We start from the raw sequence: 15,220 nt of genomic DNA on the forward strand, positions 1-15,220 counted from the left end.
CGGATCGTCGCGGCCGCTCGTCGCTTAATGGATTTTCCCGCGAGTGGTCGTGTTGGCAGAATTGCAGGGACGCGCGAACTGGTGATCAACGGTACCCCATACGTCGCAGCTTATGCTGAAACGCAATCGGCGGTTCGTATTCTCCGCATACTTCATGGCGCGCAGGAATGGCCAGACACTATTCCAACCAGCTAGGCTTCCAACTCGTGTCTGGGTCAATGGGTCGCCAGTTCGGATCCCATCAAGAGCTGGGACTGATTAAGCCTGTTCCAATTATGAAACAGGCTCAATCTACGGCAGATTTCCTAGCTGGTACGATCAGAGTACGTTGACGTTTTCGGCCTTGGCCTTTCCGGTCTTGCGGTCCTGGCCCAGGTCGTAGCTGACCTTCTCGCCTTCTCGGAGTGAACCACCCCGCTGTAAGGCGGAGACATGAACGAACACATCCGCTCCCCCGCTTTCGGGTGCAATGAAGCCAAAACCTTTGTCTTCATTGAAGAATTTAACGGTACCAGTAGGCATGATAGTTCCTCTTTAATTGGGCGGCGCGTTTGACTCGCTCACCGAACTTATAACTCGAATTCCAGCTTGATCCATGCGGATAAAATTTCCGTGCCAAACAAAGGCACTGGTGTTGATTTCCATCAGAAGGTGAACCAAGTGCTGCATATTGCAGACCGCCAGTATTGGAGTGGCGAGTATATCCGATACATTGACCTCCATGAACCAAGCCGAGTTGGTGGAGACTGCAGACCAAACGCACTGTGATGCCAAGATGAGTGGCCATGACTGCGTTGCGGCGGACGGTGACCGGGTAGGCCGCGCCGCGGGCCGTGATCGAGGGCCAAACATGGCGATGATGTCCAGCCATCACAGGAGACGACAACCCGATGCGTAACGCGAGGGGTTTCCACACGTCAATTCTGGCATTCATATCGGGTTCAGATGCGGCATGCAGGAATACATGCGTCCCCTAAGACACCCCCTAACTTTCGGAGGCAACACATGAAAATCACCTATGCTCTCGCCCTCGCTGGCATGCTGGCATTCTCCAGCTCGGCTTTCGCGGCGTCTTCAACCGCCGCAACCACTGACACTGTCGTCAAACCAGCTGCTACTGCGGCAACCACCAACGCCGCGAAGCCGGCGGCGACCACGGCTGCCAAGCCGGCCGCTGCTGACGCGCAGAAGCAGGCCATTTCCAAGAAATGTTCGGCTGACGCAGATGCCAAGGGCCTGCATGGCAAGGACCGCAAGAAATTCCGTGAGCAGTGCAAGACTGCCGCCATGAAGAAGAGCTAAAGGCCGTCGACCCGAACTGCTAAATTGCTCGTAAATGCGGGTGCTTCGATATAAAGGGGGCGGAGAGTAGTCTCCCCGCCCTCATCTACACAATGTTAAATCTGTCTAGCGGATGGTCAGTGTGATCGAAATCGAACGACGTCTGCACGAAACAATGGCGGCGATCACGGACCAAATGCAAAAACGATCCCGACCGATCGCAACGTGTTTCATAATTCCGTCCCTACTGCCTGAACAAGCTTCGCCTAGATGCTCATTTGTGTCGCGATTTCACCCATTTTTGCATTTCGCCGTGACCCTGCGTCGATATCGATATCACAAATTCGTCAATGGGTTCCCCCGGCGAGCGAATGGATCAACGCCAAATGGAAATATGGATCCGCGCGTTGTGAAACTCGACACGCTGGGCTGGCAAGGGCGATGAAGGGTGAGTTTTTACACGATCCATGAAGCGGTGATTCGTTCTATTGGATCATAAGCGTGCGCTTGATTTCGAATGCTCGTATCGAAAACGCCGGTCAAACCTGAAGCCTATCGTGCTCTCAGCAACGACACTGCAATGCGCGGATTCCTCATGTTGAGTGATCATGTCGCGCCCGCCAAAGGCAGCAATTAAGTTTCGCCGGATGAACTAATTGCCGCGCAGTGCGGCATTCTTCTCGGGAGTATCGATCAGCGTGTTTGGCTTTGCAAAGCCGGTTAAGCTGGCGGGGTCCAAAATGCTGACGCGCGATCCGCTGACTTTGACACCGTATGCCTTCAAGGCGGAAAACGCTCGCGACAAATTTTCTGGCGTCATCCCTAGCCGGGAGGCAAGAATTCGCTTCTCTACACGAATTTCGACCGACCCTTGGCCTCCTTGTTCTGTTTCGGTTCGCAAGAGCCAGTTCGCCAAGCGCTCGGCGCCAGTGCGCAATTTCTGGTCTTTCAAGTCTTTAATCGTTCGACGATAACTAGCCGCGAGTTCGATCACCGTCGCGCGGGCAAAAGCAGGATCGGTTTGCATGGCCTGACGGATCCTGGCCGCAGGAATCATAAGAATATTGGACGGTTCCAGCGTTCGTGCCGATTGAAGGCAGATCTCATCGTTGAGTACGGCCGCAAGGATGAAGACGCCAACGGGTGCCACGATGTCCAACGTCGTCTCCCTCGCACCGGTTCCGGCATACATTTCCACCAATCCGTCGACGACGACGTGGAGAAAGTCAGCTGGGTCGCTCTCGCGGACGAGCGTAACGCCCTGGGGAAAACGTTGCAGGAAACTGCCGTAGACAAGCGTGTCGAACGCATCGTCGTGCATGCCTGCGAAGAGGTCCAGGTTCCGAATCTTCGCGGCACTGTCGGATCGCATATGTGACCTCCTTTAGATAGATGACAAGTTTATATTCAAGACACGACATTTATCAATCTATAAGTATAAATAAATCAATCTAGACAGTTGTACTCGAATTTCCTCCGCGGCGTATTCGATTTTATTTAAAAATACTTTCCATCGGCTCCTCCATTTGACGAAAATCAAAGTTGCATCCCGCATTCGCAGTTATTCCGATTTCGAGGCCAAAGAGGGACTCGTTCTTTGTCACGAACGGAATATCGTCATGCCTGCTCTCGATGAGATTGATCACAAGGCACAGCGTACTGCCCTTACTGCAAGTACGATTGCTTTTACGATATGTTTTGCAGCCTGGACCATTTTCGCCATCATCGGTATTCGAATTCGAGACGAGCTTGGGCTCACCGAGACCGAATTCGGCCTTTTGGTCGGCACGCCTATTCTTACCGGCTCGTTGATCCGCGTCATACTCGGAATCTGGACCGATTTTCATGGCGGGCGCATCGTGCTCGTCGGGACCATGCTTGCCGCTGCCGCGGCAACATTTTTGCTGACCTATGCGCATACATATCCGCAAATGCTTCTCGCGGCTCTCGGGGTCGGCATCGCCGGCGGCTCGTTTGCCATCGGGGTTGCCTATGTATCGCGGTGGTATCCGCCCGGCAAACAGGGCACGGCGCTCGGAATCTTCGGGGCCGGCAATGTCGGCTCGGCCGTCACCAAGTTTCTCGCGCCGCTGGTCCTGGTGGCCTGGGGCTGGCATGCGGTTGCGGAGATCTGGGCGGCGGGCCTGGTGGTCACGGCCATCCTCTTCTGGTTCATGACGGAAGACGATCCCATCCATGCCGAACGCCGCCGCACCGGTCAAAGGCCGAAGAGCGCATGGCTCGAGCTTGAACCGCTGAAGAATGTACAGGTCTGGCGGTTCTCGCTCTACTATTTCGTTGTTTTCGGCGCCTTTGTCGCCCTTGCATTATGGTTGCCGCAATATCTGATCAATGTCTACGGGCTCGATATTCGCACCGCCGGCATGATCGCGGCCTTCTTCTCCGTGCCAGCCAGCCTTTTCCGCGCCTATGGCGGCCATCTGTCGGATGTCTATGGCGCGCGCCGCGTGCTCTACTGGACGTTCCTGGTTTCCATCGTCGCCACCTTCATCCTCGCTTATCCGCCGACCGACTACGCGGTCAAAACACTCAACGGCCCAGCCACCTTCCACCTTGAGATGGGCCTGGTAGGCTTTACCGTCGTCCTCTTTGTTCTCGGCTTCTTCATGGCGCTGGGCAAAGCTGCCGTCTACAAGCACATTCCAGCCTATTATCCGGATCATGTCGGTGCCGTCGGCGGGCTGGTCGGGATGATCGGTGGCTTCGGCGGTTTCCTGCTCCCGATCCTCTTCGGTGTTCTGCTTGACCTCACCGGTCTCTGGACCAGCTGCTTCATGGCGCTGTTCCTACTGGTCTCGGCTGCTCTCATCTGGATGCATATGGCCATCCGTCAGATGGAGCGTGGTGCGGTGGAAAAGACCCTCGACGCGCTGCCGCCCTTCCCGGAAATGCAGGGCATGCCGGCGCCGAAGGTCGAGCCTCGCCGCAGCGATACCGTGCTCACAGACTGGCGTCCGGAAGATCCGGCCTTCTGGACGGAAAAGGGCAGGCGCATCGCGCGGCGCAATCTCTGGCTTTCGATTCCGGCGCTTCTTCTTTCCTTCGCCATGTGGCAGGTCTGGTCCGTGGTCGTCGCGAAGCTGCCGCTCGTCGGCTACACGTTCACCACCGATCAGCTCTTCTGGCTGGCGGCTCTTCCCGGCATTTCCGGCGCGACCTTCCGGATTTTCTATTCCTTCATGGTGCCGATTTTCGGCGGCCGTCTATGGACGACGCTCACGACCTGGTCACTGATCATTCCTGCCGTCGGCATCGGTTTTGCGGTGCAGAATCCGAATACGCCCTATATCGTCTTCCTTCTTCTTGCCCTGCTTTGCGGCTTCGGCGGCGGCAACTTCGCCTCATCGATGTCCAATATTTCCTTCTTCTTTCCAAAGTCGGAAAAGGGCAATGCGCTGGCCCTCAATGCCGGTCTCGGCAACCTCGGCGTTAGCGTCGTCCAGTTCGTCGTTCCGCTGGTCATCACCATCGGCATCTTCGGCTGGCTCGGCGGCGATCCGGTGATGACGAAGGCAGCGACCGGCAGCGCACCGCTCTGGCTGCAGAATGCCGGCTTCTTCTTTGTGCCCTTCATCGCGATCTCGGCTTTTGCTTCCTGGTTCGGGATGAACGACATCGCTTCGGTAAAGGCCTCATTCGCCGAGCAGGCGGTCATTTTCCAGCGCAGGCACAATTGGATCATGTGCTGGCTTTATACCGGAACCTTCGGCTCCTTCATCGGCTATTCGGCGGGCTTTCCGCTGCTTGCCAAGACGCTGTTTCCCGATGTCAACGCGCTGCAGTTCGCTTTTCTTGGTCCGCTGGTCGGCGCACTTTCCCGCTCGGGAACAGGCTGGCTTGCCGACCGCTTCGGCGGCGCGCGAGTCACCTTCTGGGTCTTCGTATTGATGATGGCCGGTGCCGGCGGCGTCCTCTGGTTCATCGCGGCCAAGGATCAACCGGGCGCCTTCTGGGGCTTCTTCATCTCCTTCCTCGTGCTCTTCTTCGCAACCGGCGTCGGCAATGCTTCGACCTTCCAGATGATCCCGGCGATCATGGGCAAGGAAATGATCCGGCTGATGCCGGAAACGACGCCGGAAGCCCGTCGCCTGGAGGCGGAAAAGGAATCCGCTGCGATCACCGGCTTTACCTCGGCCATCGCTGCCTTCGGCGCCTTCTTCATTCCGATGGGTTACGGGCTGTCGATCACCTTCACGGGCGGGCCGCAGGCGGCAATCTGGGCCTTCCTTATCTTCTACGTGACCTGCCTCGTCCTCACATGGGCGGCCTATACCCGCAAGGGCAGCCTTCTCTACGACGTCGAGCGCAACAAGCGAAATACCACCGGCAAGGCCGCGGCGGCCGAGTAAGATCAGGAGAACCACATGTCCCATTTCCTCGACCGGCTCACCTTCTTTCGAAAGAATGTCGGCCAGTTTTCCAACGGCCACGGCATCGTCACCAGCGAGGATCGCTCCTGGGAGGACGGTTACCGCAAACGCTGGCAGCACGACAAGATCGTCCGCTCGACCCATGGCGTGAACTGTACGGGTTCCTGCTCGTGGAAGATCTATGTGAAGGGCGGCATCGTCACCTGGGAGACGCAGCAGACGGACTATCCGCGTACGCGACCGGATCTGCCGAACCATGAACCGCGCGGCTGTTCGCGGGGCGCCTCCTATAGCTGGTATCTTTATTCCGGCGCGCGCGTGAAATATCCGATGATCCGGGGGCGGCTCCTGAAGCTCTGGCGCAAGGCACGGCAAACCATGTCGCCCGTCGCCGCCTGGGCGTCGATCGTCGAGGATGCCGAAAAGCGCAAGTCCTACATCTCCATTCGCGGCCATGGCGGCTTCGTGCGGGCGAATTGGGACGAGGTGACGGAAATCGTTGCTGCGGCCAATGCCTATACGATCAAGGCGCATGGCCCGGACCGCGTCATCGGCTTCTCGCCGATCCCGGCGATGTCGATGGTCTCCTATGCGGCGGGCGCGCGTTATCTCTCGCTCATCGGCGGCGTATGCATGTCCTTTTACGATTGGTATTGCGACCTGCCGCCGGCAAGCCCGCAAACCTGGGGCGAGCAGACCGATGTGCCCGAGAGCGCTGACTGGTACAATGCCGGCTTTATCATCGTCTGGGGCTCGAACGTGCCGCAGACGCGTACGCCGGATGCGCATTTCTACACCGAAGTCCGCTACAAGGGCACCAAGAGCGCCGTCGTCAGTCCCGACTATGCCGAGGCGACGAAATTCGCCGATATCTGGCTGAACCCGAAGCAGGGAACGGATGCAGCGCTGGCGCTTGCCATGGGCCATGTGATCCTGCGCGAATATTACCTCGAGCGGTCGGTTCCCTATTTCGAGGATTATACCCGCCGCTATACGGATATGCCGTTCCTCGTGCGGCTTGTGGAGCGCGAGGGCCGTTTGGTTCCCGAACGCCTGCTCAGGGCTTCGGAACTGGAAGGCGGGCTCGGTGAAGCCAACAATCCGGAATGGAAGACGGTCGCGATCGATGAGAAGACGGGTGAGCTGGTCGCTCCTCTCGGTTCCGTCGGCTATCGCTGGGGAGAAACGGCCAAGTGGAATCTTGAGGAGAAGGACGGCCACGGCCGGAACACGTCTCTCAAGCTCTCGCTTGCAGGTGAGGGCGCTGCGATCGAGGCAGTCGATTTTCCCTATTTCGGCGGCCGGGCCACGGAGCATTTCGTAGCGACCGAACATGGCGAAATCCTCACCCGCAATGTCCCTGTCCGGACAATCGCCGGGACCGATGGCGCGCCCATCAAGGTCGCGACCGTCTATGATCTGATGATGGCGAATTACGGTCTCGATCGCGGCTTCGGCGGCGCGAATGTTGCTCGCGATTACGATGAGAACGTGCCCTTTACGCCCGCCTGGGCAGAGCACATCACCGGCGTCAAGCGCGATGCGATTATTACAGTTGCCCGTGAATTCGCAACCAATGCCGAGAAAACCAATGGCCGCTCGATGATCATCATCGGTGCCGGCATGAACCATTGGTACAACATGGACATGAATTACCGCGGCGTGATCAATCTCCTTGTCTTCTGTGGCGCGATCGGTCAGTCCGGCGGCGGCTGGTCCCACTATGTCGGGCAGGAGAAACTGCGGCCGCAGACTGGCTGGACGCCGCTTGCCTTCGGGCTCGACTGGTCTCGTCCGCCGCGCCACCAAAACTCGACGTCGTTCTTCTATGCGCATACCGATCAGTGGCGCTACGAGACGCTGACGGCGGCCGAAATCCTGTCGCCGACGGCGCCGGAAGGCGATTGGGAAAGCAGTTTCATCGACTACAACGTCCGCGCCGAGCGCATGGGTTGGCTGCCGTCGGCCCCGCAGTTGAAGGTCAACCCGCTCTCGATTGCGGAAAAAGCGAAGGCGGCCGGCTTGGAGGCGAAGGATTATGTCGCGAAGGCCCTGAAATCCGGCGAGCTAGAGCTTTCATGCAAAGATCCCGATGATCCGGCTAACTGGCCGCGCAACATGTTCGTCTGGCGTTCGAACCTGCTCGGCTCCTCCGGCAAGGGGCACGAGTACTTCCTGAAGCATCTGCTCGGCACCGAAAACGGCGTCATGGGCAAGGACCTCGGACCGGAAGGGGCTGTCCGCAACAAGGAAGTCGTCTGGCACGACGAGGCACCGCGCGGCAAGCTCGACCTGCTGGTGACGCTGGATTTCCGCATGTCGACCACATGCGTCTACTCCGACATCGTTTTGCCGACTGCCACCTGGTACGAGAAGAACGACCTCAACACCTCGGACATGCATCCCTTCATCCATCCGCTGTCGGCGGCAGTCGATCCGGCTTGGGAAGCACGCTCCGATTGGGACATCTACAAGGGTATCGCCGAAGCCTTTTCGCGGGTCGCCCCGGAAGTACTTGGTGTCGAACAGGACGTCGTACTGACGCCAATTCAACACGACAGCGCCGGAGAACTGGCGCAACCCTTCGATGTCAAGGACTGGAAACGTGGCGAGATCGAGCCGATTCCCGGCCGTAGCATGCCATCGGTCGCAGTCGTCGAGCGCGATTATCCGAACATCCATGCCCGCTTTACCGCACTCGGACCACTGATGACCTCGATCGGCAATGGCGGCAAGGGCATCAGTTGGAAGACCGAGCACGAAGTGGCGGCGCTTGCAGCGCTGAACGGCGTGCATCGGGACGGTGCGGCAAAGGGCCTTGCGAAAATCGAGACCGACATCGACGCGGCAGAGGTCATCTTGATGCTCGCGCCGGAGACCAATGGCGAAGTGGCGGTGAAGGCCTGGGAAGCCCTGTCGAAGGCGACCGGCCGCGACCACGCGCATCTCGCCCTTCCCAAGGAAGACGAGAAGATCCGCTATCGCGATATACAGGCGCAGCCTCGCAAGATCATCTCGTCGCCCACCTGGTCAGGCATCGAGAGCGAGAAGGTCTGCTACAATGCCAGCTATACCAACGTCCATGAGTTAATCCCCTGGCGTACGCTCACCGGCCGCCAGCAGCTATATCAGGATCATCTTTGGATGCGGGCTTTCGGGGAAGGTCTCGTTACCTGGAAACCGCCGGTCGATCTGAAGACCATCGGCGTCGTCAAGGATCGTCATCCGAACGGCAACAAGGAAATTGTCCTCAATTTCCTGACGCCGCACCAGAAATGGGGCATCCATTCCACTTACACCGACAACCTCCTGATGCTGACCCTGAACCGGGGCGGACCAGTCGTCTGGGTTTCCGAGACGGACGCGAAGTTGGCAGGTATCGTCGACAACGACTGGGTCGAAGTCTTCAACGCCAATGGCGCGCTGACGGCCCGTGCCGTCGTTTCGCAGCGCATCAAGCCGGGCATGGTACTGATGTATCACGCCCAGGAGAAGATCATTAACACGCCCGGCTCGGAACTCACCGGCAACCGCGGCGGCATTCATAACTCGGTGAACCGCACGGTCCTGAAGCCGACCCATATGATCGGCGGCTATGCTCAGCTTGCCTACGGCTTCAACTATTACGGCACCGTCGGCTCCAACCGCGATGAATTCGTCGTCGTACGCAAGATGTCCAAGGTCGATTGGCTGGAAGAGCCGCTTACAACCAATGCTCAGAAGGAGGCTGCAGAATGAAGATCCGTGCCCAGATCGCGATGGTTCTCAATCTCGACAAATGCATCGGCTGCCATACCTGTTCGGTCACCTGTAAGAACGTTTGGACCAGCCGCGAGGGCGTCGAATATGCCTGGTTCAACAATGTCGAGACCAAGCCTGGCGTCGGCTATCCCCGCGAATGGGAAAACCAGGAGAAATGGAACGGCGGCTGGCGGCGCAAGCGAAACGGCAAGATCGAGCCGAAGATCGGTGCGAAATGGCGCATCCTCGCCAATATCTTCGCCAATCCTGACCTGCCCGAAATCGACGACTACTACGAACCCTTCACATTCGACTACGACCATCTGCACACCGCCAAGGAATCGAAGGCCTTTCCGACCGCGCGCCCGCGGTCGCTGATTTCAGGCGAACGCATCGAGAAGATCGAATGGGGGCCGAACTGGGAGGAAATCCTTGGCGGCGAATTCGAGAAGCGCTCCAAGGACGTGAACTTCGAGGGCATCGAGAAGGAGATCTACGGCCAGTTCGAGAACACCTTCATGATGTACCTGCCCCGGCTGTGCGAGCACTGCCTCAACCCGGCCTGTGCTGCCGTCTGTCCCTCGGGCGCGATCTACAAGCGTGAAGAAGATGGCATCGTGCTCATCGACCAGGACAAGTGCCGCGGCTGGCGCATGTGCGTTTCCGGCTGCCCTTACAAGAAGATCTATTACAACTGGTCGTCCGGTAAATCGGAAAAGTGCATCTTCTGCTATCCTCGTATCGAGGCCGGCCAGCCGACCGTCTGCTCGGAAACCTGCGTCGGGCGTATTCGCTATCTTGGCGTGCTGCTTTACGATGCCGACCGCATCGAGGCGGCCGCAAGCGCACCGGACGAGAAGGATCTCTACCAGGCCCAGCTCGATCTCTTCCTGGATCCGAAGGATCCGAAGGTGATCGCCCAGGCGCGCGCCGACGGCGTGCCGGAGGCATGGCTTGAGGCCGCCGTTGTTTCGCCGATCTGGAAGATGGCGATGGATTGGAAGGTCGCCTTCCCGCTGCATCCCGAATATCGCACCTTGCCTATGGTGTGGTATGTGCCGCCGCTTTCGCCGATCCAATCGGCGGCGTCCGCGGGCAAGATGGGCCTGAACGGCGATATGCCGGACGTTCGTTCGCTGCGCATTCCGCTTCAATATCTCGCCAACCTCCTTACCGCAGGCAACGAGGAGCCCGTGGCACTGGCGCTTGAGCGCATGCTTGCCATGCGCGGCTACATGCGTGCCAAGTCCATCGACGGCCGCATCGATGAACGTATTGCCCAGAATGTCGGGCTCACCGGCGCCGATATCGAGGACATGTACCAGATCATGGCGATTGCCAACTACGAAGACCGCTTCGTCATCCCGACGGCGCACCGCGAATGGAGCGAGGACGCCTATGATCTGCGCGGCTCCTGCGGCTTCTCCTTTGGCAACGGCTGTTCCGGTGGCTCAAGCGAGACCAATCTCTTCGGCACGAAGGCGCAGAAGAAGGCCAAGAACCCGATGGAGATCGCATAATGACCGAGAGACATGCCGTTCTTACCCTCCGCGCACTCTCCGCACTCCTGACCTATCCGTCAGAAGAACTCTGCGCCGCCGTGCCGGAGATCGAAGAGGCGATCGCCGCGGAAAAGCTCGTACCGCCTTCCGCCGCATCGGCGCTTCGCCCGCTTCTCAACGATCTTGCATCGCTCGATCTCTTCGAGCTGCAGGAACGCTATGTCGAACTCTTCGACAGGAGCCGGCGCCTTTCGCTGCATCTCTTTGAGCATGTGCATGGAGAAAGCCGCGATCGCGGCCAGGCCATGGTCGATCTTGCCGCCCTCTATGAGAAGGACGGATTGGAACTCCAGGCCAATGAGCTTCCGGACTATCTGCCGCTCTTCCTCGAATACCTGTCGACAAAGCCGCTTGGCGAAGCACTGAACCTTCTCTCCGAGACGGCCCATATTCTGGGTGCGCTTGAAGAGCGCCTGGTCTCAAGGGCTTCTCCCTATGCAGCCGTGTTAACGGCCATTCGCGTCATGGCGGGCGTCCCGCTCGATGCGCCCGGCGAAGCGGATCTGTCCGAAGGAGGGGCCGGCGATCTCGCCGCGCTTGATGCGGAATGGGAGGAAACGACCGTCACCTTCGGTCCGGGAAGCGGGGCCATGGATGGCTGTTCCACCGAACGGCTTCAAACCCGACTGCGGGCCGCACATCGCGATGCGCGCAGCAACGCTCATTGAAGGAGGAAGATCATGTCCGAGACGATCAATTCCGCACTCTTCGGCTGGTATCCCTATTTCTGCCTCACCATCTTCCTGCTTGGCAGCCTGATCCGCTTCGATCGCGAGCAATATACCTGGAAGACCGGCTCGTCGCAGTTGCTCCGCCGCAAGCAGCTGCGTTGGGGTTCCAATCTCTTTCATATTGGCATTCTGGTCATCTTCATCGGCCATGCCGGCGGGCTGCTGACGCCGATCGCGATTTTCGACGCGCTTGGGATCCCGCACAGTTTCAAGCAGGGACTTGCGATCGCCGTCGGTGGTGTCGCCGGCATCGCTTGCTTCATCGGCATCTCGCTTCTTGCCCATCGTCGCTTCTTCGATCCGCGTATCCGCGCGACGTCGAGCTTCGGGGACATGGCGATCCTGCTCATTCTATGGCTGCAGCTGACGCTGGGCCTCTCCACCATCTTCGTCTCGCTCCACCATATGGACGGTCATGAGATGGTAAAGTTCATGAACTGGGCGCAGGGCATTCTGACGCTGCAGCCGGCTGCCGCTGCCTATGTCGCGGACGTGCATCCCATCTTCAAAATGCACCTGTTGCTCGGCATGACGATCTTCTTGCTGTTTCCGTTTACCCGCCTGGTCCATGTCTGGAGTGCACCGATCTGGTATCTCGGGCGTCCCGGCTATCAGGTCGTGCGGAGCCGCTTCGATCGACGGCGCCATCCGTCCCATTCCTACCGCCATCCGGGGGAGTGACCCATGGTTTCCATCATCATCGACCGTACCGCAACACAGCCTCTCGACGAGCACGAGCACCGGCATGATCACCAGCCAAGTCGCGCGGCCGGGGCAAGGATCATGCCGCCGGTCAGCGTCAATGGCGTGCCGATCTCTCGCAAGGACATCGCTGCCGAGACGCAGAATTTCCCGGCTGGCAATCCGGGTGCTGCGTGGCATGCCGCGACGCGGGCGCTCGTCGTTCGCCATCTGCTTTTGGAGGAGGCGCGGTGCCTGGGCATCCTCATCGAGCCACAGGCCGATGCCGAGGGGGGCGTCGAAACCGACGAAGACGCGCTGCTGCGTGTGCTCCTCGAGCGGGAAGTGCAGACGCCTGCGGCAGACGAGGAGGCGCTACGTCGCTTCTATGACAATAACCGCAAGCGTTTCGTGACGCCGCCGCTTTTCGAGGCGGATCATATCCTGATTGCAGCGCGGCGGCAGGATGCCGACGCCTTCGCCGAGGCGCGCGAGCGGGTGGCCTCACTTGCTGGTGCTCTGGAACGCGAGCCGGAGCGCTTTGCCGAATTGGCCAGAGACTGTTCCGACTGTCCCTCCCGCGAGGTCGGTGGCAGCCTCGGGCAGATCAGCCTGGGAGATACGACCCCGGAATTCGAAGCCGCATTGATTGAGCTTGCCGTCGGCAAGATATCGGCGCCCGTCGAAAGCCGCTATGGGGTTCATCTCATTCGCCTCGTTCGCAAGATCGAGGGTTCGCTCCTGCCGTTCGAAGCAGTCAGGGCGCAGATCGCCGAATATCTCGAAGAACATGTCCGCCGGCAGGCGACAGCGCAGTATATTTCGCTGCTTGTGGGCCGTGCCGACATCCGGGGTATCACGCTTAAGGGTGCTGCGACCCCTCTGGTACAGTGAGGAGAAACCATGTTCGGTGCGCTGCTGGCAAGCCTCGATAATCCCCAAACCGCCGAAAGGCTGATCGATGCCCTTGGCATGGAGGGACTGGCCGAACGGCTCGAAAACGCAGCTGCTGCTGAAGCGATGGAGCCGGCAAGCTACTTTGCGGCGATCGTCCGCTCGTTCATGGAAACGGCATCCGACGATCATTTCGTGCAGCTGATCGGTATCATGAATCGCTCCGAGGATCCGGGCCTTGCCGCGGTTCGCGCCATCCTGAACAAGGTGTTGCCGGAGGAAGCTTGCCGTGACGCTCGCGCTACCACATGACAGATGTTTCCCTGCACATGTCAGGATGGCGTCCTCCTACGTAGCCGGTCATAGGGCGGTGAAATTTGCCCGGCTGCTCAGATCAAGGCACCGCATGCCCTCCCGGCCTCTCGGTGAAGGCGCTCGAAGCGCACCCCTATCCCAATGAATGCCAATCCGAAGGAAGCCGCCAATGAGCCTCGATCGTTCCAGCTACCCCATCACCGCGATCGTCTATTCGAAAGGATCAGATTTCGAGAGATTTCTGCGCGAGCTCACAAAGACGATGATGGAAGAGGGCATGCGCCTTGCCGGTCTTATCCAGCATAGCGAGCCGCGTCCTGATCGCGTCAAATGCGAACTGTATCTTAGAGATCTTACGACCGGTAAGCTCCATGGAATAAGCGAGGATCGCGGACCAGAAGCCCGCGGATGCGTCCTCGATACCGATCGATTGCTTGTGGCATGCGAGGCCGCAGAAGAGAAGCTCTCCGACAAAACTGATCTCCTGGTGCTCTGCAAGTTCGGCAAGACTGAGGTGGAGGGCGGTGGCTTCCGATCGCTGATCGCCCGGGCAATGGAACTTTCGGTTCCAGTTTTGATCGGCGTTCCAGAGATCAATCTTGTACCGTTTCGGGAGTTCGCGGCCGGATTTGCCAAAGAAATCGCGCTACCGGATCTTGCCGGCAATTGGTTGACGATGCAAATCGTCCGCGCTCGCGCCATCGATGGCAGGAATGACGGTCGTCACGTGGGGGCGAATGATGGATGACATCGTGGTCGCCCGTGCTCTGCATGTTCTTGCCGTCATTCATTGGATCGGCGGACTGAGCTTCGTGACGCTGGTCATATTGCCGCTCGTCAGATCGGATCGGGTCAGTGCTGACGCACAGATGCTGTTCGAAAGGGTTGAACGGCATTTCTCGGTACAGGTTCGCATCTCTGTACCGGTTGCCGGCATAACGGGCCTCTGGATGACCTACAGGATGGAGCTCTGGGACCGCTTCGCCGATCCGAACTTCTGGTGGATGTCGGCAATGTTTGGCATGTGGCTGATCTTCATGCTTATGCTGTTTGTGATCGAGCCGCTTTTCCACGCGAAGTTCCAGCGGGACGCTCAGAAGGACTCGCGGGCAGCCTTCCGTCACATAAGCCGCCTGCACGAACTTCTTCTTCTGCTCGCCGTCGTGACGGCATTCGGCGCTGTTGCCGGAGCTCATGGGCTTGTTCTCTTCTAGTGTGCCCATTCGAGGATGCTGACGGCTCCCCATTTCCGATCTCGTTTGAAAAAAGCTCGGCAATCGTCGAAAACAAATCGACAGGAAGCGGACCCGACGGGGCATCGTAAAGTTAACGGCCGAGCAGCAAAAGGATGACGCTCGTCGCAGGCACCGCTCATGCCCGCGCGATTTTCGTCCACAGGTTCATCGCCGCTGCGCGCAGTTCGCGATGATGGCCGGAGGGTATGTCGTGGCGTGGAATGTGGAACAGGTTGACAATCGGATCATGGACGGAGATGAAGCGTTGCAAATGTCGCCTTGACTTGAAGCGCTTCATGATCCGCTCTCGCCGCCGGATCGGCTGGTGAGAGTTCTCCGCCCGATTGTTCAGGCCTTTGTGGGACCGATGCTCGACGCCGGGCATGATC

Annotated in this window: 14 protein-coding genes; 11 read left to right on the forward strand and 3 right to left on the reverse strand. The window is 58.9% G+C overall.

Annotated features, from left to right (window positions below; translation table 11 throughout):
* The coding region (locus QD461_RS35345) for a type II toxin-antitoxin system RelE/ParE family toxin (RefSeq protein ID WP_414091515.1) at positions 1 to 195 on the forward strand (195 nt) is incomplete at its 5' end.
* Positions 196 to 318: 123 nt separating this feature from the next.
* Here the strand turns inward: QD461_RS35345 and QD461_RS35350 are convergent.
* A complete protein-coding gene (locus QD461_RS35350; RefSeq protein WP_414091516.1) occupies positions 319 to 522 on the reverse strand; it encodes a cold-shock protein in 204 nt (67 codons plus the stop codon).
* A 483-nt stretch (positions 523 to 1,005) separates the two neighbouring features.
* Between QD461_RS35350 and QD461_RS35355 the strand changes: the two genes are divergently transcribed.
* A complete protein-coding gene (locus QD461_RS35355) occupies positions 1,006 to 1,302 on the forward strand; it encodes a PsiF family protein (RefSeq protein ID WP_414091517.1) in 297 nt (98 codons plus the stop codon).
* A gap of 631 nt (positions 1,303 to 1,933) precedes the next feature.
* Here QD461_RS35355 and QD461_RS35360 read toward each other — a convergent pair.
* On the reverse strand, positions 1,934 to 2,653 hold the full coding sequence (locus QD461_RS35360; protein ID WP_414091518.1) for a helix-turn-helix domain-containing protein: 720 nt from the start codon (positions 2,651 to 2,653) through the stop codon (positions 1,934 to 1,936).
* A gap of 247 nt (positions 2,654 to 2,900) precedes the next feature.
* On the opposite strand from QD461_RS35360, the gene QD461_RS35365 reads away from it, so the two are divergent.
* The 9 genes from QD461_RS35365 (at position 2,901) to QD461_RS35405 (ending at position 14,810) form a co-directional block, all read left to right on the forward strand.
* Complete coding sequence (locus tag QD461_RS35365; RefSeq protein WP_414091519.1) at positions 2,901 to 5,651, forward strand: nitrate/nitrite transporter; 2,751 nt, start codon at positions 2,901 to 2,903, stop codon at positions 5,649 to 5,651.
* A 15-nt stretch (positions 5,652 to 5,666) separates the two neighbouring features.
* Complete coding sequence (locus tag QD461_RS35370; RefSeq protein ID WP_414091520.1) at positions 5,667 to 9,410, forward strand: nitrate reductase subunit alpha; 3,744 nt, start codon at positions 5,667 to 5,669, stop codon at positions 9,408 to 9,410.
* Positions 9,407 to 10,933 carry a nitrate reductase subunit beta gene (gene narH / locus QD461_RS35375; RefSeq protein ID WP_414091521.1) on the forward strand — a complete coding sequence of 509 codons (1,527 nt, stop codon included), beginning with the start codon at positions 9,407 to 9,409 and terminating at the stop codon, positions 10,931 to 10,933. The genes QD461_RS35370 and narH overlap by 4 nt, the downstream gene beginning before the upstream one ends.
* A complete protein-coding gene (gene narJ, locus QD461_RS35380) occupies positions 10,933 to 11,643 on the forward strand; it encodes a nitrate reductase molybdenum cofactor assembly chaperone (protein WP_414091522.1) in 711 nt (236 codons plus the stop codon). Before narH ends, narJ begins: the two co-directional genes overlap by 1 nt.
* 12 nt (positions 11,644 to 11,655) lie before the next feature.
* Positions 11,656 to 12,387 carry a respiratory nitrate reductase subunit gamma gene (gene narI / locus QD461_RS35385; RefSeq protein WP_414091523.1) on the forward strand — a complete coding sequence of 244 codons (732 nt, stop codon included), beginning with the start codon at positions 11,656 to 11,658 and terminating at the stop codon, positions 12,385 to 12,387.
* Positions 12,388 to 12,390: 3 nt separating this feature from the next.
* Positions 12,391 to 13,281 carry a peptidylprolyl isomerase gene (locus QD461_RS35390; protein WP_414091524.1) on the forward strand — a complete coding sequence of 297 codons (891 nt, stop codon included), beginning with the start codon at positions 12,391 to 12,393 and terminating at the stop codon, positions 13,279 to 13,281.
* A gap of 9 nt (positions 13,282 to 13,290) precedes the next feature.
* Entirely contained in the window at positions 13,291 to 13,593 is a 303-nt protein-coding gene (locus tag QD461_RS35395; RefSeq protein WP_414091525.1) for a hypothetical protein, read from the forward strand.
* A 172-nt stretch (positions 13,594 to 13,765) separates the two neighbouring features.
* Positions 13,766 to 14,344 (forward strand): DUF2478 domain-containing protein, encoded by a 579-nt coding sequence (locus QD461_RS35400; protein ID WP_414091526.1) that lies wholly within the window; start codon positions 13,766 to 13,768, stop codon positions 14,342 to 14,344.
* Positions 14,334 to 14,810, forward strand: a complete 477-nt coding sequence (locus QD461_RS35405) for a hypothetical protein (RefSeq protein WP_414091527.1) — start codon at positions 14,334 to 14,336, stop codon at positions 14,808 to 14,810. Before QD461_RS35400 ends, QD461_RS35405 begins: the two co-directional genes overlap by 11 nt.
* 157 nt (positions 14,811 to 14,967) lie before the next feature.
* Here QD461_RS35405 and QD461_RS35410 read toward each other — a convergent pair.
* Positions 14,968 to 15,220, reverse strand: a 253-nt coding sequence (locus QD461_RS35410) for a DDE-type integrase/transposase/recombinase (protein ID WP_414091528.1), incomplete at its 5' end; no start/stop codon positions are given.

Origin of the sequence: Rhizobium sp. BR 314 (genome assembly GCF_047445805.1) — a bacterium.
Taxonomy (GTDB): Bacteria; Pseudomonadota; Alphaproteobacteria; order Rhizobiales; family Rhizobiaceae; genus Rhizobium; species Rhizobium lusitanum_B.

Excerpts from the sequence above, each read along its gene's own strand:
- QD461_RS35355 (WP_414091517.1), top strand. The coding sequence starts at position 1,006 with ATGAAAATCACCTATGCTCTCGCCCTCGCTGGCATGCTGGCATTCTCC.
- narH (WP_414091521.1), top strand. The coding sequence starts at position 9,407 with ATGAAGATCCGTGCCCAGATCGCGATGGTTCTCAATCTCGACAAATGC.
- narJ (WP_414091522.1), top strand. The coding sequence starts at position 10,933 with ATGACCGAGAGACATGCCGTTCTTACCCTCCGCGCACTCTCCGCACTC.
- QD461_RS35365 (WP_414091519.1), top strand. The coding sequence starts at position 2,901 with ATGCCTGCTCTCGATGAGATTGATCACAAGGCACAGCGTACTGCCCTT.
- QD461_RS35400 (WP_414091526.1), top strand. The coding sequence starts at position 13,766 with ATGAGCCTCGATCGTTCCAGCTACCCCATCACCGCGATCGTCTATTCG.
- QD461_RS35395 (WP_414091525.1), top strand. The coding sequence starts at position 13,291 with ATGTTCGGTGCGCTGCTGGCAAGCCTCGATAATCCCCAAACCGCCGAA.
- QD461_RS35390 (WP_414091524.1), top strand. The coding sequence starts at position 12,391 with ATGGTTTCCATCATCATCGACCGTACCGCAACACAGCCTCTCGACGAG.
- QD461_RS35350 (WP_414091516.1), bottom strand. The coding sequence starts at position 522 with ATGCCTACTGGTACCGTTAAATTCTTCAATGAAGACAAAGGTTTTGGC.
- narI (WP_414091523.1), top strand. The coding sequence starts at position 11,656 with ATGTCCGAGACGATCAATTCCGCACTCTTCGGCTGGTATCCCTATTTC.
- QD461_RS35405 (WP_414091527.1), top strand. The coding sequence starts at position 14,334 with ATGATGGATGACATCGTGGTCGCCCGTGCTCTGCATGTTCTTGCCGTC.
- QD461_RS35360 (WP_414091518.1), bottom strand. The coding sequence starts at position 2,653 with ATGCGATCCGACAGTGCCGCGAAGATTCGGAACCTGGACCTCTTCGCA.
- QD461_RS35370 (WP_414091520.1), top strand. The coding sequence starts at position 5,667 with ATGTCCCATTTCCTCGACCGGCTCACCTTCTTTCGAAAGAATGTCGGC.